This is a genomic window from Bradyrhizobium sp. CCBAU 51627 (assembly GCF_028128765.1).
Lineage (GTDB): Bacteria > Pseudomonadota > Alphaproteobacteria > Rhizobiales > Xanthobacteraceae > Bradyrhizobium.
In genome coordinates, this window is sequence record NZ_LBJG01000084.1 from 1 (window position 1) to 24,965 (window position 24,965).

The 24,965-nt window shown below is 62.5% G+C and carries 23 protein-coding genes; 9 read left to right on the plus strand and 14 right to left on the minus strand.

The genetic code is table 11. The features are described 5' to 3' along the window. Positions 1-103 precede the first annotated feature (103 nt). The 3 genes from XH88_RS29500 to XH88_RS29510 form a co-directional block, all read right to left on the minus strand. Entirely contained in the window at positions 104-832 is a 729-nt protein-coding gene (locus tag XH88_RS29500; protein WP_271671737.1) for a Crp/Fnr family transcriptional regulator, read from the minus strand. 274 nt (positions 833-1,106) lie between these two features. Continuing rightward, a complete protein-coding gene (locus XH88_RS29505) occupies positions 1,107-1,232 on the minus strand; it encodes a hypothetical protein (RefSeq protein WP_271671738.1) in 126 nt (41 codons plus the stop codon). 95 nt (positions 1,233-1,327) lie between these two features. Further along, entirely contained in the window at positions 1,328-2,041 is a 714-nt protein-coding gene (locus XH88_RS29510; RefSeq protein ID WP_271671739.1) for a Crp/Fnr family transcriptional regulator, read from the minus strand. A 152-nt stretch (positions 2,042-2,193) separates the two neighbouring features. On the opposite strand from XH88_RS29510, the gene XH88_RS29515 reads away from it, so the two are divergent. After that, positions 2,194-2,511 carry a c-type cytochrome gene (locus XH88_RS29515; RefSeq protein WP_271671740.1) on the plus strand — a complete coding sequence of 106 codons (318 nt, stop codon included), beginning with the start codon at positions 2,194-2,196 and terminating at the stop codon, positions 2,509-2,511. Between the two features lie 13 nt (positions 2,512-2,524). Here XH88_RS29515 and XH88_RS29520 read toward each other — a convergent pair whose 3' ends face one another. Genes XH88_RS29520 through XH88_RS29530 form a run of 3 tightly spaced genes read right to left on the minus strand, consistent with a single transcriptional unit; the run spans position 2,525 to position 5,541 of the window. Then, complete coding sequence (locus XH88_RS29520; RefSeq protein WP_271671741.1) at positions 2,525-3,628, minus strand: ABC-type transport auxiliary lipoprotein family protein; 1,104 nt, start codon at positions 3,626-3,628, stop codon at positions 2,525-2,527. 3 nt (positions 3,629-3,631) lie between these two features. Then, a complete protein-coding gene (locus XH88_RS29525) occupies positions 3,632-4,402 on the minus strand; it encodes an ABC transporter ATP-binding protein (RefSeq protein WP_271671742.1) in 771 nt (256 codons plus the stop codon). A gap of 2 nt (positions 4,403-4,404) precedes the next feature. Continuing rightward, complete coding sequence (locus tag XH88_RS29530; protein WP_271671743.1) at positions 4,405-5,541, minus strand: ABC transporter permease; 1,137 nt, start codon at positions 5,539-5,541, stop codon at positions 4,405-4,407. A gap of 132 nt (positions 5,542-5,673) precedes the next feature. Between XH88_RS29530 and XH88_RS29535 the strand changes: the two genes are divergently transcribed. Both XH88_RS29535 and XH88_RS29540 read left to right on the plus strand, forming a co-directional pair. Next, a complete protein-coding gene (locus tag XH88_RS29535) occupies positions 5,674-5,949 on the plus strand; it encodes a hypothetical protein (RefSeq protein WP_271671744.1) in 276 nt (91 codons plus the stop codon). Beyond that, positions 5,950-6,438 carry a phage holin family protein gene (locus XH88_RS29540; RefSeq protein WP_271671745.1) on the plus strand — a complete coding sequence of 163 codons (489 nt, stop codon included), beginning with the start codon at positions 5,950-5,952 and terminating at the stop codon, positions 6,436-6,438. It begins immediately after the preceding gene. A gap of 9 nt (positions 6,439-6,447) precedes the next feature. Here the strand turns inward: XH88_RS29540 and XH88_RS29545 are convergent, their stop codons facing one another. Both XH88_RS29545 and XH88_RS29550 read right to left on the minus strand, forming a co-directional pair. Then, complete coding sequence (locus XH88_RS29545) at positions 6,448-9,138, minus strand: bifunctional acetate--CoA ligase family protein/GNAT family N-acetyltransferase (protein WP_271671746.1); 2,691 nt, start codon at positions 9,136-9,138, stop codon at positions 6,448-6,450. Between the two features lie 73 nt (positions 9,139-9,211). Next, positions 9,212-10,051 (minus strand): universal stress protein, encoded by an 840-nt coding sequence (locus XH88_RS29550; protein ID WP_271671747.1) that lies wholly within the window; start codon positions 10,049-10,051, stop codon positions 9,212-9,214. A gap of 174 nt (positions 10,052-10,225) precedes the next feature. Between XH88_RS29550 and XH88_RS29555 the strand changes: the two genes are divergently transcribed. Genes XH88_RS29555 through XH88_RS29565 form a run of 3 tightly spaced genes read left to right on the plus strand, consistent with a single transcriptional unit; the run spans position 10,226 to position 13,741 of the window. After that, complete coding sequence (locus XH88_RS29555; protein ID WP_271671748.1) at positions 10,226-11,209, plus strand: zinc-dependent alcohol dehydrogenase family protein; 984 nt, start codon at positions 10,226-10,228, stop codon at positions 11,207-11,209. A 23-nt stretch (positions 11,210-11,232) separates the two neighbouring features. Beyond that, positions 11,233-12,756 (plus strand): bifunctional aminoglycoside phosphotransferase/ATP-binding protein, encoded by a 1,524-nt coding sequence (locus XH88_RS29560; protein ID WP_271671839.1) that lies wholly within the window; start codon positions 11,233-11,235, stop codon positions 12,754-12,756. Between the two features lie 25 nt (positions 12,757-12,781). Further along, complete coding sequence (locus XH88_RS29565; RefSeq protein ID WP_271671749.1) at positions 12,782-13,741, plus strand: CHAD domain-containing protein; 960 nt, start codon at positions 12,782-12,784, stop codon at positions 13,739-13,741. On the opposite strand, the gene XH88_RS29570 is transcribed toward XH88_RS29565, so the two are convergent. Continuing rightward, on the minus strand, positions 13,738-15,573 hold the full coding sequence (locus tag XH88_RS29570) for a PHA/PHB synthase family protein (RefSeq protein WP_271671750.1): 1,836 nt from the start codon (positions 15,571-15,573) through the stop codon (positions 13,738-13,740). The two genes, XH88_RS29565 and XH88_RS29570, sit on opposite strands and share 4 nt — an antisense overlap. Before the next feature lie 199 nt (positions 15,574-15,772). Between XH88_RS29570 and XH88_RS29575 the strand changes: the two genes are divergently transcribed. Next, on the plus strand, positions 15,773-16,501 hold the full coding sequence (locus XH88_RS29575) for a CBS domain-containing protein (protein WP_271671751.1): 729 nt from the start codon (positions 15,773-15,775) through the stop codon (positions 16,499-16,501). A 25-nt stretch (positions 16,502-16,526) separates the two neighbouring features. On the opposite strand, the gene XH88_RS29580 is transcribed toward XH88_RS29575, so the two are convergent. From XH88_RS29580 to XH88_RS29590, 3 genes are all read right to left on the minus strand, one after another. Further along, positions 16,527-16,985 (minus strand): RidA family protein, encoded by a 459-nt coding sequence (locus XH88_RS29580; protein ID WP_271671752.1) that lies wholly within the window; start codon positions 16,983-16,985, stop codon positions 16,527-16,529. Between the two features lie 21 nt (positions 16,986-17,006). After that, entirely contained in the window at positions 17,007-18,698 is a 1,692-nt protein-coding gene (locus XH88_RS29585; protein ID WP_271671753.1) for a benzoate-CoA ligase family protein, read from the minus strand. 142 nt (positions 18,699-18,840) lie between these two features. Further along, positions 18,841-19,332, minus strand: coding sequence for a MarR family winged helix-turn-helix transcriptional regulator (locus XH88_RS29590; protein ID WP_271671840.1), 492 nt, complete (start codon positions 19,330-19,332; stop codon positions 18,841-18,843). Between the two features lie 278 nt (positions 19,333-19,610). Here XH88_RS29590 and XH88_RS29595 point away from each other — a divergent pair, with 278 nt between their 5' ends. Together XH88_RS29595 and XH88_RS29600 are read left to right on the plus strand one after the other, a co-directional pair. Further along, positions 19,611-20,783, plus strand: a complete 1,173-nt coding sequence (locus tag XH88_RS29595; RefSeq protein WP_271671754.1) for an ABC transporter substrate-binding protein — start codon at positions 19,611-19,613, stop codon at positions 20,781-20,783. 30 nt (positions 20,784-20,813) lie between these two features. Next, positions 20,814-21,272 carry a cupin domain-containing protein gene (locus tag XH88_RS29600; protein WP_271671755.1) on the plus strand — a complete coding sequence of 153 codons (459 nt, stop codon included), beginning with the start codon at positions 20,814-20,816 and terminating at the stop codon, positions 21,270-21,272. On the opposite strand, the gene XH88_RS29605 is transcribed toward XH88_RS29600, so the two are convergent. Next, positions 21,269-22,519 carry a flavin-dependent oxidoreductase gene (locus tag XH88_RS29605; RefSeq protein WP_271671756.1) on the minus strand — a complete coding sequence of 417 codons (1,251 nt, stop codon included), beginning with the start codon at positions 22,517-22,519 and terminating at the stop codon, positions 21,269-21,271. The two genes, XH88_RS29600 and XH88_RS29605, sit on opposite strands and share 4 nt — an antisense overlap. 55 nt (positions 22,520-22,574) lie before the next feature. Next, the gene (locus XH88_RS29610) at positions 22,575-24,926 is read right to left on the minus strand and encodes a bifunctional salicylyl-CoA 5-hydroxylase/oxidoreductase (RefSeq protein WP_271671757.1); all 2,352 of its coding nucleotides are present in this window, start codon (positions 24,924-24,926) and stop codon (positions 22,575-22,577) included. Between the last annotated feature and the right edge of the window lie 39 nt (positions 24,927-24,965).

Below are 24,965 nucleotides of genomic sequence, written 5' to 3' on the forward strand. Positions count from 1 at the left end.
CCATGCTGGCCTCCTTCCAGCCAGCATGGTGAATCAGAAAGAAGCTGATTTGGGAATCCCAAATCGATTCAACCTAACCTCATCCCGCTTTAGACCGGCAAGATCACTCGCCGTCGAGCCCGCTCTCAGCAAGTTCGCGGAGCGCGTTGGTATCGAGCACGACGATGGCGCCGTGCTCGAGGCGCACCCAGCTTCGTCCGGCCCAGGCACGCAATTGCTTGTTGATGCTCTCGCGCGTCATCCCCACCATCTCGCTAATCTCCTGCTGGGTGATCGCGAGCGTGCCGCTGCCGGAATCGAGCTTGCGCTCTTCGGTGAGCCCGAGCAGCGCGCTGGCAAGCCGCCCCGGCAGATTCTGCAGGATCACTTGTTCGACCTGCTGGCTGGTCCAGCGCAGCCGCGCGCAAAGCAGTTCGATGAATTTCATCGCGAGCGCCGGCTGGCTCTTCACGAATGGCAGGAAGTCGCGGCGGTCAATGATGTAGAGCTCGCAGTTGGTGTTGGCCGTCGCGTCCGCCGACCGCGGCGCACCATCAAGCACAGCAATTTCGCCGAAAATTTCGCCGGGGCCGATCAGATTGAGAATGGCGTTCCGGCCATCGGGCGACGAAGAGGAAATCTTCACTGTGCCGGAGATCACCGCAAACAGATTATTCCCGGGATCTCCCTTGGCAGCAATCGTTGCACCGCGCTTGACCGTGGTGTGCTTGGCATAGCGGCACAGTTGATCGAGCGCTTCCGGATCCAGATCTGCGAAGATCGGATGCTTGCGCAGGACGGACAGTTTGCTACCCGACGACTGCCGGGGATCGCCGGTCTTGTCCTGAGGCACGCCGGGACTCCTGAGACTGCGAGGCACTGGAGTTCCTGCGTAGTCAACGTTGCCCGGCTTTTCAACCGGAAAGCATGGGGCGCAGGTTGAAGCAGATACCGCAGGAATGCCGCAATCACGCCACGAAAGCGCATCCGCAGGCTGCGCCCATGCGGATCGCGCCATGCAAAGTTGCAGAAACAGCAAACTCTTGCGGCTCGGCCAGAGGCACTGGGGCGGCGACCGCGGAAGGAGCCCTGGCAGGCGTTAAGATACGACCATTATCTCAGGAAATTCAACGCTTCGCACCCGAATCGAGCCGGACTCCGCTGGTCTGTCGGTCCGCCCAAGCCAAGGCTGCGGCGAATACGACAAACATGGTCACGACAGCAATGGTCACCAGCAGCGCATCGATCGGCATCCTACCCTCCCAATATTTTGAGCATTATTTGCGACCAATCATCGGCGTCATTGATTCAGATCAAAAATCAAGCAGCGCTCGGGCAAAGTCAGGATTCAGGCCGCAGCCAGCGCCTCGACTCGCGCGGGATCGCGCAGGCAGATTCCGCCATGGACGATCTCGATCGCTCCGTGCCGTTCCAGCTTGGTGAAGGTGCGGCTGACCGTCTCGATGGTCAGGCCAAGATAGTCAGCGATGTCCTGCCGGCTCATCGGAAGAGGAACGATATTCGATGAGCCCTTCACCGAGACCAGCCGCTCCCGCCAGCCGAGCAGAAATGTCGCAACTTTTTCGTCCGCCGAGCGGCGGCCGAGCAAAACCATATGGTCGCGCGCCTGGCTCAACTCGCGAATTGCGAGCTCATTGATCCGTTGGAGCAGATGCGGCCGGTCTTCGATGAAGCGGCCGAACGGTACCTTCGCGAACTGGCACGCAGTCACCGCACCAATCGCATCGGCCGAAAAATTGTGCCGACCGGACATGTTCATCCCCAGGAAATCGCCAGGCAGGGCAAAGCCCACGATCTGTCGGCGGCCGTCAGGCAACAGCTTGTAGAGCCGCATAACGCCTTCGAGCAGGTTGAAGAACGAGGTCGTGATGTCCTCCTCGGAGAACACGGTCTCTCCCGTCGAGAAATGAACACGGCGCCCGAGATGCTCGAACTCCCTCAGCTCGGCCGGGTCCAGCGACGCACAAACCGCCGTGCCGCGGACCGCACAATCGCTGCAAAAATGACCGTTCGGCTCAATCATCGTCACGGAAGCCCTCATCCACCCACCCAAACGCCCTGGATTTGCACCGGACAGAGTCCGCCGCGCGGAGTGCATTTTACTGCATTGCGCCAAACCCGATTGACCCAGGTCAAATTTGACGTCTATCCCCACCCTATTCTGCATCGAGAGTTCGACGGGGACCAATTTCCGTGCTGCAAAACGCACTGCGCAACGGCTTGATCGTGCTGCTTTTGACCACACCCGCGCTCGCCGCGCCGACGGCCGAACAACGCGGCAAAGCCTATGCACGGGCCAATTGCGCACGCTGCCATGCTATCGACCGCCGCTCCGAAAGCCCTCTGAAGATTGCTCCGCCGTTCAGGACCCTGCACCAACGCTACCCGATTGATGCCCTCGAGGAAGCGCTCGCCGAAGGCATCTATACCGGCCACGCCGACATGCCCGCCTTCGAACTCGATCCTGACCAGATCCACGACCTGCTGTCCTATCTCAAAACGCTTGAATAGCCGGCAGGTGCTGTCACACCGCCAGTACCGTCCAGCCGATCAGCTCCTTGGCAATGCGGGCAAAAGCTGCGTCGAACGCCGCGACCGCGGCTGCCGGCTCGACCTTGTCGAGCTTTTCATTGGTCTCGAGCAAGCGCGATGCGATCACCTTGCCATTCTTGTCGACGATCCGCGCCGATAGTCCGATCTCGACCCGGCTCTCGCCGTCGGTGGCAATGCCGAAACGCCTGATGTCGATCAGGAGCTGATAGTCCGCCTGCCCCAGATCGGCCGTCCGTAGCGGAGCGTGCGCGATATCGTAATTTTCGAAACTGTCGATCAATCGCGCCTGCACCAGCTTTGGAATGCTATCGGCCCACAGGAATTCGGCAAAGCCCTTGAAGTCGCCGACCGGCGAGAACAGCATCCGCTGCGTCTGGAGCATGGCGACGGCGGTCGGCTCGGGTACGGCCAGCGACGCCGACAGCGTCTTGCCGGCCGGTCCGAGATTCTGCGGCGTGCGGAGATCGTAAGTGATCTTCTGTGCAGGCGCGCCGCCGCCGGTCATCTTCTCAAGGCCAGCCAGGATGCCGTCAATCTTGCCGGTGTTGCGCGCCAGCCCGTCCGAGAACGTCTTGAGATTGGCGATCGTGTCCCTAAGCGGTCCGGAATTGTCCTCCAGCACGGTATCGACGCGCCGCAGGGCATCGCGCGCCGCCTGCGTCATGCTCTGGCCCGCGCCGGCCTCGGCGACCAGGGTCAGCGGCTCGCTGGATTTGGCGACGATCATGCCGCCCTCCAGCGTCACCACCGGCACGCCGGTCAGTCCTTGAAACTCGAGCCCAACTTTGGTGTCGGTGCGCACGGGCGTCGTCGAGGCAACCGAGATCGTGGCATTGACGAAGCGCGGATTGTCCGGCGCGAGGCCGAGCTGGGTCACTTCGCCGACCCGGATGCCGTTGAACAGCACCCCGGCACCGACCAGCAGGCCCGGGACCGGTCCCTGGAACTGGACGTGATAGCTCGTACGCGGTCCGATGCCGCCGGTGTTGTTCAGCCAATAGACGAAGCCGAATACCGCGAGGATCGCAGCCAGCACGAAGGTGCCGATCAGCACATAAGGAGCGCGGGTTTCCATGTTTCATCTCATCTCGTGTTGCAGCATCTGCGAGCGCTTGCCGTGGAAATAGGCGCGCACCCAGGGATGCTCGGATTGCAGCAATTCGCGCATCGGGCCGATTGCGACGATCTTGCCGTCGGCAAGCGCGGCGACGCGGTCGCAGACGGTGGTGAGGCTGGCGAGGTCATGGGTCACCATGAATACGGTCAGCCCCAGGGTCTTTTGCAGCGTGCGGATCAGCGCATCGAAATCGCCGGCGGCGATCGGATCGAGGCCGGACGTCGGCTCGTCGAGGAACAGGATGGGGGGATCGAGTGCAAGCGCGCGCGCCAGCGCAACGCGCTTGGTCATGCCACCGGACAATTCTGCCGGATATTTGTCGCCATCCTCCGGACGCAGCCCGACCATCTCGAGCTTGGCGATCGCGATCTCGTCCATCAGATCCAGCGACAGCGTGAGATTTTCGCGAAGTGGAAATTGCACGTTTTGCCGGACCGTCAGTGAAGAGAACAGTGCACCCTGCTGAAACAGGATGCCCCAGGTCGTGGCCGTGCTGCGGTCATGCGCGCCGCCGATCGGCTGTCCCATGATTTCGATGGTGCCGCTACGGCGCGGGATCAGGCCGATGATGGTGCGCATCAGTACCGACTTGCCACCACCGGACGCCCCTACCAGCCCGAGGATTTCGCCGCGGCGGACGTCGAGCGACAGGTGGTCGAGTACGATCTGGCGGCCGAAGCCGACTACGAGGTCACGAACACCGATCGCAACCTCTGCATGGGGCTCGGGCATCGTCACATTCCGATTGAGGCGAAGAAGATCGCAAACAGGCCGTCGAGCACGATCACCAGGAAGATCGACTTGACCACCGAGGTTGTCGTCTGCCGGCCGAGCGACTCCGCACTGCCCTTCACCCGCAACCCTTCGCTGCAGGCAACGATCCCGATCACCAGCGCCATGAAAGGCGCTTTCAGGATTCCGACCTCGAAATGGGTGACGGAGATGGCGTCATGCAGCCGGGCGATGTAGATGGCTGGCCCCATGTCACCGTAGAACTGCGCAACGAGGCCGCCGCCATAGAGCGCGGCAATCGATCCGATGAAGGTGAGGATTGGCAGTGCGATGACGAGTGCGGCCACCCGCGGCAGGATCAGGACGTCGACGGGATCGAGCCCCATGGTCGAGAGCGCATCGATCTCCTCACGCATCTTCATCGAGCCGAGCTCCGCCGTATAGGCGCTTCCCGAGCGGCCCGCGACCATGATGGCGACGATCAACACGCCGAGCTCACGCAGGACGAGGATGCCGACCATGTCGACAGTGTAGGACTCCGCGCCGAACCTGCGAAAATGGAAGAAACCTTGCTGGGCAATGATGGCACCAATCAAGAACGTGATCAGCACGACGATGGGAATGGCCTGCAACCCGATTCGGTTGAGCTGATAGACCAACGACGTCAGCCGCAGCGAGCGGGGCCGGCGCACGACTCCAAGCACGGCCATAAACAAGGCGCCGAGCATTCGCAGAAAGATCGTGATATCTTCGCGGGCACCGATCGTGGCCTTGCCGAGATCGTCCAGCCTGAGCAGGATTGGGCTAGGCGCGGCCACCTGCGCCGGCGCGTGGCGATTGACCTGCCGCACCTCCTCGAGCAGACCGCTGAAGTGATCGGCCACGCCCACGATATCGGCCGGCCTGCCGGATGATGCAGCCTGGCGCGACAGCTTCTCCAGGACCCAGGCGCCGAGCGTATCGAGCGCGCTGATGCCCGACATATCCAGCGTTACGGCTCTCGATTGAGAGACCTCTGCGACGACCGATCGGGACAGCGTTTCGAGTGTTGCTACGTTGGCTGCAATCCACGGCCCCTCCGGCCGCAATTCCAGCTTGCCGCCAGACGGGGTTGCGAGCAGCAGAGGTTCCGAATTCACACGCATATCCTCATGAGACCACCGGTCCCCTGTTGTTGATCTTGTAGGCCGGCATGAAGCGGCCGGATTGACGCAAATCAATGGGCGTTGGGCCCGCTCACATAGGCTTCCGTCATGCAATGGAGACCGCCAATGTTCGATACCGGCAGAATGAGCGATGAGCTAAAGGCACTGAAGGTCGACGTCACACGTCTGCTGAGCACCGCCGGGGAGGACATGTTCGAAACGTCAAAGGACCGTACCGAAGCCCTCGCCGATCAGATCAGGGCCGCGCTGGCCGAGCTCGGCGAAACCGTCAGCGAGGAGCAGGAGCAGCTGCACGATCTCATCACCGAGCGCCCGGTGGCCTCGCTCGCTTCCGCCTTTGCACTCGGCGTGGTCGTCGGCTTCATGCTGAGGAGACACTAGGTGAATACCGAGAATGTGGTCAAACATCTGCGCGCCCTGTGGCGTACGGACAGGATCATCGCTGATATCAGGCTCCGCCACCTGCTCATCGGGTTCGGCATGCGGGCCTTCGCGGCGCTGATCGCCGCCTTTGGGCTCCTGATGCTGGAGCTGTCGGCCTATTTCGCGCTGGTCCAGATCTGGAGCGCGATCGCCGCAGCGGCCGTGCTCGGAGCGATCAATTTTGCCATCGCGGCTCTCCTCTTCACCGTCGCGGGGCGTCCGCCGTCAGGTCGCGACATCGAGCTCGCCAATGAAATCCACGACACATCGATCGAAGCACTTCAGGTCGAAGCCCGCGCGTTCCAAGCCGAATTGACTGGCGCGGTCCATCATCCGCTCAGCACGATCGTGCCGGTGCTGGTGCCGCTGATCGCCATCATCGTCAAGAACATGCGAAAGCCGGCCAAACAGCCCGCCACAACCCCAAGCTCCGAAGCTCGCTCGTAGTCGCGACGGTCAGAGCTTCAGCCGAACGTCGCAGATATCGGGCTCGGTCGGGTCCGGCTTCACCTCGAAACCGAGGTGCCGGCACATCTCGAGCATGACGACGTTCTCCTTGAGCACATCGCCCGAGATGGTCTTGAGCCCTTCCGACCTCGCATAATCGATGATCAGCTGCATCAGGGCCCAGCCGAGCCCCCTGCCCTTGAGGTCGGAGCGCAGCAGGATTGCGTACTCACCGCTCTCGTAGATCGAATCCGAGTGGAGCCGCACCACGCCGACCATCTCGTTCTTGTCGTCGAATGCAATGAACGCCATGGCGCGCGCGTAGTCGAGCTGGGTGAGGCGCGCGATGAACTCGTGAGTAAACTCCTTCATCGGCGCAAAAAAGCGCAGGCGGAGATCGTGGGCTGTAACGTGACGAAGGAACTCGTGAATGGTCGGCTCGTCCTCCGGGCGCAGGGGACGCACTGAAATGTGCCAGCCATCTTTCAGCGTAAAACGGCGCTCCCATTGTGACGGATAGGCGCGGACGGCGAGATTGGCGGGGCCCGTGCCCGCGAATTTCCGCTGCGGCGGCCCTACCGCGACGCGGGCATCGACCGCTGTGACGCCGGTTTCGTCCGCGAGCAGCGGATTGATATCGAGCTCGCGGATTTCGGGAATATCGGTCGCCATTTGCGCCAGCTTGACCAGGACCAGGGCGACGGCGTCTTCCTTGACGGCCGGCACGTCACGATAGGCACGGAGCAATCGCGACACACGGGTACGATCGATCAGATCCCGGGCGAGCTGCAAATCGAGTGGCGGCAGCGCCAGGGCCTTGTCGTTGATGATCTCCACCGCCGTGCCGCCCCGGCCGAACACGACCACCGTGCCGAAAGTGGGATCGTCGGCGAGGCCCAGGATCAGCTCGCGCGCCTTTGCCTTGACGACCATCGCTTGCACGATGACGCCGTCAATGCGGGCTTCGGGCCGCAACTTCTTCGCCCGCGCAAGAATATTGGCCGCCGCTCCTCGCACCGCAGCCGGCGTGGTCAGGTTGAGCACGACCCCGCCGACATCGGACTTGTGCACGATATCGCGCGACAGGATCTTGAGCACGACGGTCGCGCCTTGTGCAAATATCTCGTCCGCATAGGCGACCGCCTGCTCGACATCATCAGCCGCATAGGTCGGCACCATCGCGATGTCATAGCACCCGAGCAGATGCTTGATCTCGACGGGCTCGAGCCATTCGCGACCGTCGGCAATGGCCCTTGCGACAATTTGCTTTGCAGCCGCCACATCAGGCACAAAGGTGTCGGGCATCGCCGGGGGAACCTGGCTCAACTCGTCGATCACCTCGCGATGACGGACCAGATGCATGAAGCCGCGCACCGCGTCATCTTCGGTCGGGTAGTTCGGAATGCCGGCGCCGGACAGCGTCGCAATGATCTCCTGATCGGCCCCGACCCAGGCTGCCAGCACCGGCTTGGCCCAGCTGCGGTGCTTCTCGCGATATTTGCTGACGAGTTCGGTCACGGTCGTCGCGATCTGGGCGGCCGAAGCGATCGCGGTCTGCACGTTGAGCACGAGAACCGCGTCGTTACCCGGATCGTCGAGCAGCACTTCCAGCGCTGCGGCATAACGCGAGGCATCGGCGTCGCCGACAATGTCGATGGGATTGGCGCCGGACCAAGTCGGAGGCAGCACTGCGTCCAGCTTCTGGCGCGTATCCGGTACCATGGGAGCGGGGAGTCCGCCGAGATCCGCCAACCGGTCGATGGCCAGGACGCCGATACCGCCACCATTGGTGAGAATGGCCAAGCGCTTCCCCGCCGGCGATCCGATTCGACCGAGCGTCTCGGCACAATCGAACAGCTCACGCAGATCAGACACCCGAAGGACGCCGGCGCGACGGAAGGCGGCATCATAGACCGCGTCCGCACCCGCGAGCGCGCCCGTATGTGTGGCGGCAGCCTTCGCACCCTGCGCCATCCGGCCGGATTTGACCACAACGACAGGCTTCACGCGCGCGGCTGCGCGCGCCGCCGACATGAACTTCCGCGCGTCCTTGACGGCCTCGATGTAGAGCAGGATGGCACGAGTCTTGTGATCCATCGCGAAATAGTCGAGCAGGTCCGCGATGTCGACATCGATCTGATCGCCGATCGTGACGATGCCCGAGAAGCCGACGCCACGCTGCGCGGCCCAATCCACCATGCCGGCCGCGATCGCCCCCGATTGCGAGATCAGCGCGAGGGTTCCCGCTCCCGGCATGTGCGCGGCGAAACTCGCATTGAGGTTGACGCCGGGCATCATGATGCCGAGGCAATTGGGGCCGATCAGCCGCATACCATACTTGCGGGCAGCTGCGACGGCGGCTTCCTCGAGGGATCCCGGCCCACGACCGAGCCCCGCCGAGACGATCAGCGCGCCGGCCGAGCCGCGACGCCCGGCTTGATCGATGATGTCGGGAACCTGATCCGCCGGCGCCGCAATGACGACGAGCTCCGGCAGGAAAGGCAATTGAGCCAGGCTGCTCACCGCAGCCACCCCGCCGATCTCCGCATGACGCGCGTTCACCAGGCCGAACTGCCCCTTGAAGGCCGATTTGCGAACATTTTCCAGAACCGCGCGTCCCACGGACGCTTGTCGGGGGCTCGCCCCGACAAGTGCCACTGACTGGGGCGACAGCAGGTTTTTCAGGCGGTAAGTCGACATGGTCACAATCGTCCGATCGGGCTCCGGGTCCGGCAAGTACGAAACTAACCCGAATAGGAGTTGGAAACGCAACCTAGTGCGACATCATCACCCAGCACGGTGGCTGGCCGATGACAGTCTTGGTCACACCGCCCCAGACGATCTCATTCAGGCGCGAGTGGTGATAGGCACCCATGACGATGGCGTCGACGGCGTGGGACTGCGCCCAAGCCCCCAGCACCTTGCCGATTGAGCTTCCGCTGCTCTTCACAGTTTCGAAGGACGCATAAACCCCATGTTCCCTGAGGTGGTGGACGAGACTGAGGCCCGATTGTGCGATGACTTCGGTCTTGTCGTCCGCCACGGTCACCACACGGACCGAAGCAGCTGCCTGAATCATCGGCAGGGCGTCGCCAACAGCGCGCGCGGCGCGAGCCGAGTGGTCCCAGGCGATCACGACATGCTCGAATTCCGGCCGCAGCGCGTCCGCGTGCTGCTCTGGACAGAGCAGCAGCGGCCGGCCGGATTCAAAGAGGAAAGTTTCAACGATGTTTTCGGTTCGGCTGTCGTGGGCCTTTACGGGGATCAGGCTGAGATCGCTGAAGCGTGCATGCTCCGCCAGGGTCGATGCGATCTGGTCCGCCGGCACCTTGCCCGATCGGCTTTGGGCACGCGTACCGGTGCGCGAGGCCGCTTCAGTGAATACATTCAGGAGCTGCTGCATATCGCCCTCCTCGCACACAACGCTGAGTTCTGCGGACTCCTTGGCATCGGGAAAGACCACATTCGGGCGCACGAAAACGTCGTCCTCCAGCGCGAGCCCGGTGATTCTGGCGCCGAGGTCGGCTGCAACGGCGACGCATTTCTCAATCGCGGCGAGCGCAGGCCCGCTCGGCTGACCGACAAGCGGCAGAAAGACGTCCTTGATGGGCATCGGGATTCTCCTTCCGAACCACAATAAGCCGCTCTTCGTCAGGTCCCTTGATTCTCGTCAAGGCGGGGAACGCCGCCCGCGCCGGCAAAGACCGGCGTTGACCAAGGTCAAGCACTGGCCGCGCAGTCGCTCTATGGGTATTCAGTCGGAGCGGTTTGTCCCCGGAGAGCCCTTATGCGTGCGATGGTGTTACCGGTCCCACGAGCGCGGCTCCGAATGGAGGAGCGGCCTGACCCAGTCCCCGGCGTTGGCCAGATTCGGGTGAAGATAAGCGCTTGCGGGGTATGTCGCACCGACCTGCATGTCGTCGACGCCGAGTTGCCCGATATTCACTATCCGATCGTGCCTGGCCATGAGATCATTGGCCGGGTCGACCTCGTTGGCCCCAATGTTACAACGCACGTGCTTGGTGACCGGGTCGGCATTCCCTGGCTCGGCTTCACATGCGGAAGATGTCGATTCTGTCGGGAAGGCATGGAAAATCTGTGCGACGCACCGCTGTTCACCGGCTATACGCGTGACGGCGGCTACGCAACACACACCATCGCCGATGCCCGCTACGCATTTCCAATCGGCGAAGGCGACAATGACGTGGAGATTGCCCCATTGCTGTGCGCAGGGCTGATCGGCTGGCGCTCGCTGGTGCTGGCTGGTCCCGCAGAGAGACTCGGCCTCTACGGCTTTGGCGCGGCCGGCCATATCGTCGCACAAGTCGCAATCTGGCAGCGGCGATCTGTCTATGCATTCACGCGCCGGGGCGATGACGCCGCTCAAGACCTCGCGCGACGTCTTGGTGTCGTCTGGGCGGGGGCTTCCGACGAAATACCCGCCGAGCTGCTCGACGCCGCCATTATCTACGCACCAGCCGGGGAACTGGTTCCGGCTGCGTTGCGCGCCGTCCGAAAAGGTGGTCGCGTGGTGTGCGCCGGCATCCATATGTCCGACATCCCGAGCTTTCCATATCATTTGCTCTGGGAGGAACGGCAGTTAGTCTCGGTCGCCAATCTGACCCGGCAGGACGGACTGGATTTTCTCAAGGTCGCACCACAAGCCGGTGTGCGCACCGAGACGAAGGCATTTCCGCTGGATCAAGCCAACGAGGTTCTGGGCATGCTGCGGAACGGTCAGATCCTGGGCGCGGCCGTCCTGACGCCCTGACGGTGCTTCCGATGCCTGCTTCGATGAAAGATCAAACGGCGATCCAGGAACGGGTCTTCCAGGCCCTGGCTGGACATCCGGGCGTGACGCGGATCGATACGCATGGCGCCTCGGTTTTTCTCGACGGCGATCGTGCGTTGAAAATCAAGCGAGCCGTGCGGTTTCCCTTCCTCGACTATTCGACGCTCGAGAAGCGCAAGGCGGCCTGCGAGGAGGAAATCCGGATCAACCGGCCGCTCGCGCCACAGATCTACTACGGCGTCATCGCGATCACTGAGGAGCCGGATGGATCGGTGAAGGTCAACGGCCATGGCCAGCCGATCGAATACGCCGTTGACATGTCGCGTTTCGACGAGAGCCAGACGCTGGACCATCTGGCGAAGACGCTAAAGTTCGATGCGGATCTTGCATCAGCCATTGCCGGCGCGATCGCGGCATCGCACGCGGCGGCAACGCGTGCCGACGGCAAGGCATGGATTTCCGCGATCCCTGCCCTGATCGACGGCAACAGTGCGGGCCTGCAGAACCGCAATCATCTTCAGGGCGCAGACATCGAACAGCTCGCGCGCGCTTCGCACGAAGCATTCCTGCGCACCCGTCCCTTGCTTGAAGAACGCGGCCGCCAAGGCTTCGTCCGCCGTTGCCACGGCGACCTGCATCTCGCGAATATCGTGCTGATTGACCAGCGGCCCGTGCTGTTCGATGCCATCGAATTCGATGCACAGATGGCCACGGTCGACGTGCTCTACGATCTCGCCTTCACGCTGATGGACCTGCTGCGCCACGATCAGCCGCTGGCCGCAAACGTTGTCCTGAACCGTTACCTTGCCGCGACGCCGTCCGAAAACCTCGATGCGCTCGGCGCGCTGCCGCTGTTCATGTCCATTCGCGCCGCGGTTCGGGCCCAGGTGGCCTTGGCACGGCCGAAGTCATCACATTCCAATGATGCCGATATCCTTGACGAGGCGCGCCGCTACTTTGAGCTTGCCCGGACGCTGATCCAGCCTCCTGCTCCCCGTCTGATCGCGGTCGGCGGGCTGTCGGGCACTGGCAAGACGGTTTTGGCAGCGGCTCTCGCACCAACCGTCGTACCGCAGCCGGGCGCCGTAGTGCTCCGCAGCGATGTCATTCGCAAGGAAATGTTCGGAGTGGCCGACACGGACCGGCTGCCACCATCTGCCTACACGCCCGAACTTGCACAGCGGGTTTATGCAATCTTGGCCGAGCGCGCCCGCCATGTGCTGGCCCAGGGCCATTCAGTGATCATTGACGGCGTGTTCGCCCGCGATGTCGAGCGAGACGCCGTCGCCACACTGGCCCGAGATTGCAACGTGCCTCTCACCGGACTCTTCCTGGTCGCGGATCTGGCAACCCGGCAGGCTCGAATCGGCGGCCGGCGCGGCGATGCATCCGATGCCACGCAAGAGGTTGCCGCCTTGCAAGAGCGCTATAAGATCGGCCCTATCGGGTGGGCGAGCATCGATGCATCCGGGACACAAGCGCAGACGCTCCAGAGCTGCCGGGATGCGATCGTTGAAAACAAATAAGGCAATCTGATTGGCGCGGGCTAGGATGGCGCACCCGACCATGAGTTCGACGGCGACCGGCCCTGCCAAGCCGGCGGCGGGCCGTAATGCGCGGCCAGGCCGCCTCAGCCCCGGCATGGCCTGCGATACGGCCTTTCGGATCATCGCCCGCCGGCATCTCGCCGCCGTCCTCGCCCAGCACGACGGCACATGCCGCGGCGATCCGGATGCGTTGCACCAGATCCGGATCGCCTTGACCCACCTGCGGACCGCGATTCGCTTCTTTTCGCCCATGGTCGACGATGCACTGCGGCCCAAAGTCTGGGCCGAGTTGAAATGGCTGAATAGCCAGCTCGGCATGGTGCGGGACCTCGACGTCGCCATCGAACGCGTGGTCGCCGGCGCGGAGCTCGCCGAGCTCCACCACTGGGACGAAAGGCGCGACGAAAGTCATCGCCTGCTGGCCCGCGCGCTGCGATCGGCGAGATATCGCCGTCTGGTCGAACAGACATCGAGCTGGATCGAGGGCGGCCCCTGGTCAACCAGGCGCAGCAAGGAAGCCATCAGACTTCGCCGCGGCCCTCTCGCCGACCACGCCATGGCGCAATTGACCGATTGGGAAAGGACGCTGCTGAAGAAGGCCCGGAAGCTACGCAAGCTTGACGTCGAGAAAAGGCACAAGCTGCGGATTCTCAACAAGCGGCTGACTTATTCGATCGAGTCGCTGGAGGATCTGTTCGCCGACAAGTCGCTGAAAAAGCAGAAGGCGATCCTCAAGCAATTGCGCAGGGCGCAAAAGTCGCTAGGGCAGCTGAACGATGATGCGCGCGGTCAGATGCTGGCCACGTCACTGAACGAGGCCGTTCCCAAGACAGCCACTCGATTTCTCGACCCCAAGCGCGAACGGAAGCTACTGCGAACGGCCGCGACGGCCTATCGCAAACTCGAAAAGGCCAAGCCCCTCCGCCCCTGCGACCTGTCTCCGGATCCGGAGCCCGAGCATTAGGTGCGGACGTAGTCGCCCGGTGCATCTGGAAGGCTGCCAATGTCGCCGTACCCGATCGGCGGCGGATCGCAAGGCTCGCCGGATTTCGCGATGAGCCAGCGAGTCCACTCCGGCCACCACGATCCCTCGATATGCGGGGCCAGCTTCAGCCATTCATCCGGGCCGACATAGGGCGCGTCCGCACCCTTGGTCATTACCTGATAGCTGTGCCCGGCCTCGTCGGGCGGCGCGACGACGCCGGCATTGTGGCCGCCGCTGGTCAACAGGAAGGTCAGGTCGGCATCGACCTGATAATGGAGCTTGTGCACGGATCGCCACGGCGCCACGTGATCGGTGAGTGTGCCGACCACGAACATCGGGATGTGAATGTCGGAAAGAGAAATATTTCTGCCTTCGACAGGATAACGTCCCTCGGCCAGATCATTGTTGAGGAACAGCTTTCGCAGATATTCCGAATGCATCCGATACGGCAGCCGCGTCGCGTCGGCGTTCCAGGCCATCAGATCACTCGGCGCCGACGCCTCGCCCATCAGGTAGTCATGCGACAACCGCGACCAGATCAGATCGTTCGAACGCAGCAGCGCGAACGCGCTCGCCATCTGCGTCGTATCGAGATAGCCTCGCTGCCACATCATGTCTTCGAGAAAGGCAACCTGGCTATCGTTGATGAAGAGCGTCAGCTCGCCGGCCTCGGTGAAGTCAGTTTGCGCGGCCAGGAGAGTGATAGTCCCGAGACGATCGTCGCCGTCGCGCGCCATCGCGGCGGCAGCGATCGACAGCAAGGTGCCGCCGAGACAATACCCGAGCGCGTGAATCTTCTGCGCCGGTACGATTCGGCCAATCACATCCAGCGCCGCCATCACGCCCAGCTTGCGATAATCGTCGAACGCGACATCCCGATCTCTTACGTCCGGATTGCGCCAGGAGATTGCGAAGACGGTAAAGCCTTGGTCGGTGAGATATTTGACCAGCGAGTTCTGCGGCGACAGATCGAGGATATAGTATTTCATGATCCAGGCCGGCACGATCAGGATCGGCTCGGGCCGCACCTGCGCCGTGGTTGGATGGTACTGGATCAACTCGATCAGCTCGTTGCGGTACACGACCTTGCCGGGCGACACCGCAACCGTCTTGCCGACGATAAACTGCCCGTCCAGGACGGACTTCGCGGCTGCAAGCGTCCGCATCAGGTCGCCGCACCAGTTCTGTCCGCCGAAGATGAAATTCTCGCCGCCACTCTGAAACGCCTTCTCCAGCACCTGCGGATTGGTCATTGCGAAATTCGACGGCGCCAGCATGTCGAGCATCTGGCGCACAGAGAATTCGACGATCGCCTCGTTCGCATGCGAGACGCCGCGCACGCCCGTCGTAGCATCGTGCCACCAGCGCTCTCCGAGCAGAAACGCCTGCGCAAGAACATTGAACGGCGCGGCCTCCCATTGCGGCGCCCTGAAGCGGCGATCCCGGCCCTCCGGCCGGATCACGGACCATGGCTTTTGCTCGGGCGACGTCGCGTGCGCGGCAGCTTCCAGCAGACGGCCGGAGTCACGAACGACGCTCTCAGCAATCTCCATTCGACGCTGGGGCGCCCCCGCAAGATGCAAGCTCCAATCGAGCCAAGCGAGCAGCAAGGCCGTCGGCGAGAGTCCACCCGTGAACCGCGCGAGCAAAGCGTGGAACGTGCGATCGAGTGGGTAGGATTCCGGCACCGACTTGACGGCCGATTTCTCCGCGGTTGGCTCGGTGTTCGTCACCGAGCAGGCGACGTCCACAATCGGATCGATGGAGACCACCGACTGTTCGGGCTGGGGAAGAATTCGCATAACGTTCATGGGTTTCCTGCGCGCTGCTGGTCGCATGTGACAGGATATGACCGTCTGCCTTGGAGACGTTGAGCTGCATCAATTCCAGGAAGCAATCACAATCGCTTAATCCGCGAGAACCGGTCCGCCCGCTTGACCTGCGTCAAACTGCGCCGCGGGGCCTGATCTAGATTTCCCATCGAAGTTCGAAAAGCCAGCGGAGCATTCCATGCGCGCCCACCAGATCATGACCCGGTCGGTTATCTCGGTCACGCCCGACACCAGCATTGTCGAGGCCGCCAATATCATGCTGAAGCGTCACGTCAGCGGCCTCACCGTAGTCGACGATCGAGGCAAGCTGGTTGGCGTGGTCTCGGAAGGCGACTTCATCCGCCGCAGCGAGATCGGCACCGGGCGCAAGCGTGGCCGCTGGTTGAGATTCATCCTCGGACCCGGCACGTCGGCCAGCGACTTCGTCCACGAGCACGGTCGCAAGATTTCCGAGGTGATGACCGCATCGCCCGTGACCATCACCGAGGACACCGCGCTCGCCGAAATCGTCGACCTCATGGAACAGAATAACGTGAAGCGCTTGCCCGTCGTGCGCGGCGACAAGGTCGTGGGCATCGTGTCACGCGCCAACTTGTTGCAGGCAGTGGCGGGCCTCGCGCGCGAGGTACCCGACCCGACCGCCGACGATGATCACATCCGCAGCCGCATCATCGACGCCATGGAGAAGCACGACTGGTGCCCGTTTGGGCTGAACGTCATCGTGCGCGACGGCATCGTTCACCTCAGCGGCGTCATTACGGAAGAACGCTCACGTCAGGCTGCGGTCGTCGCAGCGGAGAATGTCGAGGGCGTGAAGAAGGTGCACGACCATCTATGCTGGGTCGACACCATGTCGGGCGTTTACCTGAACTCGCCCGAGGACGACGAGCTCGCCAAAGCGGGCTGAAACGACGAGCTGAACGGCAAGCATATCAACGAGGAATGACGGCCGTGGCTTCGATCTCGACGCGCGCCGCCTTCTCGACGAGACGGACGACCTGGACCAGCGCCATCGCGGGATAATGCGCGCCGAAGATGGCGCGGTAGATCTGGCCGAGTTCCTTCAGATTCGTCAGGTATTCGTCCATGTCGACGACGTACCAGGTCAGACGCACCAGGTGCTCGGGCCGCGCACCGCCCTCCGCCAAAATCTCGGCGATATTGCTCAGGGTCTGGCGCACTTGAGCGACAAAGCCGTCCGCGAGACGCTCTCGGGCATCCCAGCCAATTACGCCCCCCGTGACGACAATGCGGCCCTCGGCGGCCATACCGTTGGCATAGCCCTTCGGCATCGGCCAGCCCAAAGGCTGGAGCACCTGCGCCCTGGGGCTGGCATCATCCTCGGTGGCGGCTGGCAGCACCGCAAGCTGGGGGCCTTTCGGCGTTGTCACGGACAATTCTCGATCCTCATCTCATTCCGCCGCGACGCCCGAGGACGCCGCAGCCGCCTGCGCCAATTGGCGCAAGGCAAAACGCTTCAATTTGCCGGTCTCGGTCTTCGGCAGCTGCGTCACGAACTCGATCGCGCGTGGATATTTGTACGGCGCGATCTCGCGTTTAACATGCTCCTGCAGCTCGGCTGCGAGCTTTGCGTCCGGCGTCACGCCGGGTGCGGCAATGACATAGGCCTTCACGATCATTCCGCGCGCCTCGTCCGGTGCACCGACGACGCCGCACTCGACGACGGATGGGTGCGTGAGCAGCGCCGCCTCGACGTCAGGGCCTGCAATATTGTAGCCGGCGGAAACGATCATGTCGTCGGAGCGCGACTGGTACCAGAAATAGCCGTCGCCATCCATCAGATAGGTGTCGCCGGTGATATTCCAGCCATTCTGGACGTATTTGCGCTGACGTTCGTCGGCGAGATAGCGGCAACCAGTCGGTCCGCGCACCGCGAGTTTCCCCATCGTGCCCGTCGGCAAATCATTGCCGTCGTCATCGACGATTTTGGCCTCATAGCCCGGCACCGGCTTGCCCGTCGCGCCGGGACGAATTTCCTCCTCGGTCGCACTGATGAAGATGTGCAGCAGCTCCGTCGAGCCAATGCCGTCCATCAGCTTGACGCCAGTGGCTTTCAGCCAGGCGTCGAACGTCGGCTTGGGCAACGTCTCACCCGCGGAGACGCACTTTCGCAGTGAAGAAATGTCGCGGCCAGCAAGCTTGCCGATCATCGCCCGGTACGCGGTCGGCGCCGTGAAGCAGACCGTAGTCTTGTATTGCTCGATTGCCGCCAGGATGTCGTCGGGCGTCGTCTTCTCGAGAACGACGAAAGAGGCGCCAATGTGCATCGGAAACAGCACGCCGCCAAATCCGAACGTGAAAGCAAGCGGCGCGGAGCCGACGAACCGGTCCTTCTGTTCGGCCCGCAGGATATTGCGCGCATACGCGTCACACACCGCCAGCATGTCCCGATGGAAATGCATGGTGCCCTTGGGATCGCCGGTCGTACCCGACGTAAAGGCAATCAGGCAGATGTCGTCGGACGCTGTATCGACCGCAGTGAACTCCGGGCTCGCATCCGCGATCAGCGCCTCGAGCGAGTCGGATGCGCCATTGCCCCAATAGACCACGCGCTTGAGGCCGGGCGCAGCCTGCTTCGATTTCTCCATCTCTTCGGAGAGCTTGCCGTCGCAGAGGGCGAGCGTTATCTCCGCCTTCTGGATCGGATAGGACAGCTCCTTGGCGCGCAGCAGCGGCATCGTCGCTACACAAATGCCGCCGGCCTTGATCACGGCCAGATAAGTCGCAACCATCATCGGGTTGTTGGCCGAGCGCAGCAGCACGCGCCCCCCAGTCACAAGACCGAGCTTGCCGACCAGCACATTGGCGATGCGGTTCACCAGCGCCTGCAGTTCGCGATAGGTGTAGCTGACGGCGGGACTGATGACGCAGAGCGCGTCGCCGTGCCCCTGCTCAACCCAGCGGTCGAGAAAATAGCTGACGCAATTCAATCGCGGCGGATATTGCAACTCTGGCCGCGTGAAGATGAACTCCGGCCACAGCTCGGGCGGCGGCAGATACTGCCGCGCGAACGTGTCGACATGGGCGGTCGCAGCGTTTGCGTCATGCGAGCCCGAGACTTGAATCTTGGCGGCGTCGGCCATCGCACGCTCCTTTGCGCATGGAAAGCACCCGGCAGCACTCACTCAAAACATTTTAGGCTTAAAACAATTTCGTGCAATAGCGGATTTTGAGCAGTTCATGCATTTTCCCGCGGCAAAGTGGGATTGGCGAGCGCCTTGGGGCTTACGGCCGGCGACGCGCGGCCGATTTCTGCGCCGAGGCCTTGGTCTTGGCCAGCAGCCGCATCAGTTCACGTACGTCCTTTGGCGTCAGATCGGCGAAGAGATCGGCGATCCAGGTCTCGTGTTCCGCAGCCATCCGGCGGAATTCGGCGCGACCGAGCTTTGTGAGGCGGATCACCTGGACCCGGCGGTCGGTCTCCGAGGTGCGGCGGTCGAGATGGCCGGATTCCACGAGACGCTCGACGAGGCCAGTGACATTGCCGTTGGACACCATCATGCGCTTGGAGACGTCCGACAGTGTCATGCCGTCGGGCGCCTTGTCGAGTTGCGCCATGAGATCGAAACGGGGCAGCGTGACATCGAAGCGCTGCCGCAAGCGGCCGCGGACCTCCCCCTCGATCAGCGTGGTGCAGGTCAGCAGCCGCAACCACAGCCGGAGCTCTTCGGCATGGTCCTCCGGCGTTTCGGCAGCTTTCGTCTCGGAATCGAGCATCTCGATGCAGTCACTCACGGCATTGGCGCCGACACGGATTCCCCCAACATTTTGAGCTTCAAATAAATCCGCTCCGGCCGCAAGCCCAAAGCTGCAACAATCGACCGCGCCGGAATTTCTTTAGGCTTCAAATAATTTGGCGCGCGGCTTGCATGCGCCGCAGCCGGCAAGATGGTGACGTCCTAAGCTTGCTTGCCGCGGTAGCCATCATCGGCATAAGCTCGGATCGAAGTGCACGCGGCTTGCAGCGCAAGCCCGATATCACGGGGGGACAGATCATGAAGACGCAACTGACTTTGGCTGCGGCCGCCTTGCTGCTCGGCACCGCGATGAGTTCTGCCTTCGCCCAGGAAAAGATCAAGCTCGGCGTGATCGTGACGCTATCGGGACCCGCCGCTGCGCTGGGCCAGCAGGTTCGCGACGGCTTTGCACTTGCGGTCAAAGATCTCGGCGGCAAGATGGGGGGCCGCGATGTCGAAGTGGTCGTCGTCGATGATGAGTTGAAGCCCGACGCGGCCGTGACCAAGGTCAAGGGCCTGCTCGAGCGCGACAAGGTCGACTTCGTTGTCGGGCCGATCTTCTCCAATATCCTGCAGGCGATCCACCGGCCGGTTACGGACTCCAAGACATTCTTGATCAGTCCCAACGCCGGCCCGTCGACCTTTGCCGGCAAGGACTGCAACCCGTTCTTCTATGTGACATCCTATCAAAACGACCAGGTACATGAGATCCTCGGGAAGGTGGCGCAGGATCGCGGCTACAAGCGCGTGTATGTGATGGTACCGAACTATCAGGCCGGCAAGGATTCGGTCGCGGGCTTCAAGCTGGACTACAAAGGCGAGATCGTCGAAGAGTCCTACATGCCGCTGAACACGCTGGATTTCCAGCCGGAGCTATCGAAGATTGCGGCCCAGAAGCCTGATGCGCTGTTCACGTTCATGCCGGGAGGGCTCGGCGTCAATCTCGTCAAGCAGTACAAGCAGGCAGGTCTCGCCGATAGCATTCCAGTGCTCTCTGCCTTCACAGTGGATGAATCGACTTTGCCGGCGCAGCAGGATGCAGCCGTCGGCATGTTTGGCGGCGCCAACTGGGCGCCCAATCTCGACAATCCCCAAAACAAGAAGTTCGTCGCCGCCTATGAGACCACGTATAACAGCGTGCCCGGCACTTACGCTTTCCAGGCCCATGATGCTGCAATGCTGATCGACAGCGCAGTCAAGAGCGTAAAGGGTGATCTCTCCAACAAGGACGCCGTTGCGGCTGCGCTCAAGAAGGCGGACTTCACGTCGCTGCGCGGGTCGTTCAAGTTCAACACCAACGGCTATCCGATTCAGGATTTCTACCTGACCAAGGTCGCCAAACGCCCGGACGGCAAGTTCCAGACCGAGATCGTTCAGAAGGTTTTTGAGAATTACGGCGACCGCTATGCCAAGGATTGCAAGGCGAACTAAGGCTGCGCGTCGCGTTAAGGGAGGACTGCCATGAAAAGCGAAATCACCGGCATCACACGGGCCAATGAGGGAATCCAGGGCATCTCCTGGAACATTCTCGGCCAGACCTATGTGCCCAAGAGCTGCGCCGAGAACAGCTTCTCCTGGCACGCCACCCTGCCACCGGGCACATTCGTGCCGCCGCACATCCATCCCGATCAGGATGAGTATCTCTACATGCTGGAGGGCAAGCTCGACTTCATGCTCGGCAATTCAGAGGCGCAGGCGACCCCCGGCGATCTGATCCGGCTTGGCATGGGCGTGCCACACGGTATCTTCAACAAATCGGACCAGACGGCAAAAGTTCTGTTCTGGGTGTCACCGACCAAAAAACTGTTCGACCTGTTCTGGGGCCTTCACAACATGAAGGAGCAGAAGCCGGAGGACGTGGTGGCGATGGCCGCCGAGTTCAACATCCACTTCCTGCCGCCGCCGCCCGGCGCCAGCTAAGCGCGCACCGCTGCGAGCCCCGGCACCGCAGCGAAGCCGGCTTTGGTGGCGTAACCGCGAACGATCGCCTCGCGCTGCGAATAGCTCAGCACATTGTCGACATTCTCGAAGCCGTCGGGCGCGAGCTGCTCGACGGCGTCGATGACGCCCTCTGGGCCGCCGCGTCGATTGGAGCGGACGATATCTGCGGTCATAGGCAGCCGCTTTTTCTCGTATTCCATGAGCGCCTGTCGCGGATGCTCGGCGCGAACCAGTGCGTCGGCGAGACAACGCGCGTCGAGGATTGCCTGCGAGGCGCCGTTGGATCCCACCGGATACATGGGATGCGCGGCATCGCCGAGCAGCGTGACGCGACCCGACGACCAATAGGGCAAGGGATCGCGGTCGCAGGTCGGATATTCGTAGAATTCGGGCGTCGCCGAGATCAGGCTCTTCACGTCGATGTAAGGCACGGAGAAGCGCGCGACGTGCGGCATCAGCTCCTCGCGTCGACCCGGGCGGGACCAGTCTTCTTTCCGCGGCGGCGGCGCATTGCCCTCGCCTACTTTCACCAGCACTGCCCAATTGGTGAGACGGCTCGCCGAGCTCGAACCCTCTGCGATCGGATAGATCACCACCTTGGCATTGAGGCCGCCCGCGACGATCATCGACTTGCCTGTGAGGAACAGCGGCCAGTCGCGCGCACCGCGCCACAGCATCAAACCGTTCCAGCACGGCGGTCCCTCGTTCGGGAACAGCGTGTCACGGACCCGCGAATGGATGCCGTCGGCCCCGATCAGGATGTCGCCTCGCGCGGTGTGGATGTGCGCGTCGGCGCGGTCGAAGAAATAGGCGGTGACGCCACCCTCATCTTGCGTGAACGCACCGAGCCGGCAACCGGTGTGGATAGCCTCCGCCCCAAGCCGCTCCTCGACGGCGCGATGGATGACGCCCTGAAGACGGCCGCGGTGGATCGAGAATTGCGGCACGTCGTGGCCGGCGTCGATGCCGCGGGCTTCGCGCCAGACCTCCTGGCCATGGCGGTTGAGGTAATAGAGCTGGTCGGTCCGGATCGCGACCTCATCGAGCTTCTGCAGGAGACCAAGGCTGGCAAGCTCGCGCATGGCGTGCGGAAGCGTGTTGATACCGACACCGAGCTCTCTGATCGTGTCGGACTGCTCGAAAATTTCGCAGCTGATGCCGCGGGCCCGCAGCATCAAAGCCGTGGTGAGACCACCAATACCACCGCCGACGATAATCGCCTTCATCGCCCTCAACTCCACTCGAATACGCCAGGCAATGGGGTTAACGTCGCACGGGCAGTCACTCCGCCGCAAGCGGCTTTGTCGCCTCGGCCTTGAGCTCGGCCCGGGTCTTGGGCTTAGCCTTAATTCGCAGCTCCTCGAGATCCTGCCGGTCGCGGATGCTATTGCGGAAAATCTGTTCCTGGCCGGGCAGATATTGCCGCGGGCAGAACGTGTTCTCCGCCCCATACCAGGCCGCCGCCTTCATGGTGAAGAAGGGGTCGACCAGATGCGGCCGCCCGAGCGCAACCAGGTCGGCCCGGCCGGCCGCCAAAATGGTGTTGGCCTGGTCCGCTGTTGTGATGTTGCCGACGCACATGGTCGCCACCCGCGCCTCGTTGCGGACCTGATCGGAGAAGGGCGTCTGGAACATGCGGCCATAGACCGGCTGTGCATCGCGGACGGTCTGCCCGGTCGAGACGTCGACGAGATCGACGCCGGCCTCAGCGAAGGCTCGCGCGATGGCAACCGCATCGTCACCCGTGATGCCGCCATCTGCCCAGTCAGTCGCGGAAATACGCACCGACATCGGCTTGTGCTTCGGCCATACAGCCCGCAAGGCCTCGAAGACCTCGAGCGGGAAGCGCAGCCGGTTTTCGAACGAGCCGCCATATTCGTCTGTACGCGTGTTCGTCAGCGGCGAGATGAAGCTCGCGAGCAGATAGCCGTGGGCGCAATGCAGTTCGAGCATATCGAAGCCGCAACGCTCGCCGCGCTCGGCCGCGGCGACGAACGAGTCTCGCACTGCATTCATTCCGGCACGATCGAGCTCACGCGGCACCTGGCTATCGGAAAAGTAAGGCAGCGGCGAAGCCGAGACCACATCCCAGCCGCCTTCGTCCAGTGGGCGATCGATGCCGTCCCACATCAGCTTGGTCGCGCCTTTGCGGCCGGCATGCCCGAGTTGCAGGCAGATTTTCGCGGCGGAGTTGCCGTGAACGAAATCCACGATACGTCGCCAAGCCGTCTCCTGCTCGTCATTCCACAATCCGGCGCAACCCGGCGTGATCCGGGCATCACGGCTGACGCAGGTCATCTCGGTGAAGATCAGGCCCGCACCGCCAATGGCGCGCGAGCCGTAATGCACCAGATGAAAGTCGGTCGGCACGCCTTCCTTCGCCGAGTACATGCACATCGGCGACATCACGGCACGGTTGGCGATCTCCATCTTGCGCAAACGGATTGGCTGAAACAGCGGCACCGTCGTCTTTTCGGTGTCGACGTTGAAGCCGTTGCTCCGCACCTGCCGGGCGAACGACTTCTCGACCTCGCTCACAAAATCGGGCGCGCGGAGCTTCAGATTGTCATAAGTGATCGCTTTGGAGCGCGTCATCACGCCGAAGGCGAATTGCACGGGATCGAAATCCCAGAAGCGGTCGACGTGCTCGAACCAGACCAGCGAGACGTCCGCGGCGTGCTGGGTCTTCTCGACCTCCTCGCGGCGGCCATGCTCATAAACCTCGAGCGCGGCCTTGAGATCAGGCGCCGTCGCCATCGCCTCGGCCAGCGCGATCGCATCTTCCATCGCCAGCTTGGTCCCGGAACCGATCGAGAAATGCGCGCTCGCCTTGGCGTCGCCGAGCAGGACCATGTTGTCCTTGACCCAGCGCTTGCTGCGGATCATCGGGAAGTTGCGCCACATCGAGCGGTTGGTGAGCAACTTGTGTCCATCAAGGAACCAACCAAAGATCTCAGCCATCCGTGCAGCGGATTGGGCTTCATTCAACCCGGTCAGCCCCGCCCGCTCAAATGTCGCCGGATCGGTCTCGAAGATCCAGGTCGAGAGCCCGGCTTCGTACTGATAGGCATGGGCGATGAAGGGTCCCCACTCCGTTTCCTGAAAGATAAAGGTGAAGGCGTCGAGCGGCCTGGTCGAGCCCATCCACGCGAACTTGTTGGTGCGAACGTCGACCTCCGGCTGGAAGTCCTCGGCATATTTCTCGCGGAAACGGCTGTTGACGCCATCGGCGATCAGGATGAGATCGGCCTCGGCAAAGCGCAATTCGTCGTCGATATCCTCCTCGAAATGCAGGCTGACACCGAGCTCGCGCGCTCGCTCTTGCAGGATCAACAGCAGCTTTCGCCGCGAGCAGCCGCAAAAACCGTTGCCGCCGACCCGGTGCACCGTGCCGCGAAAATGGACAGCGATATCGTCCCAGTAAGCGAATTCCTGGGTGATGCGACGGTAGGTCGGCAGATCGTGCTTTTCGAAATTGTCGAGCGTGGCGTCCGAAAACACCACGCCGAAGCCGAACGTATCGTCGGCGCGGTTGCGCTCATAGACAGTGATGTCGGCGCTCGGGCGCTGCTTCTTCAGCAGGATCGCTGCGTAGAGACCCGCAGGTCCACCACCGATGATCGCGACTTTCATGGGCGCCTCGCCAATTCACCCGGCCATGAAAACTATTTT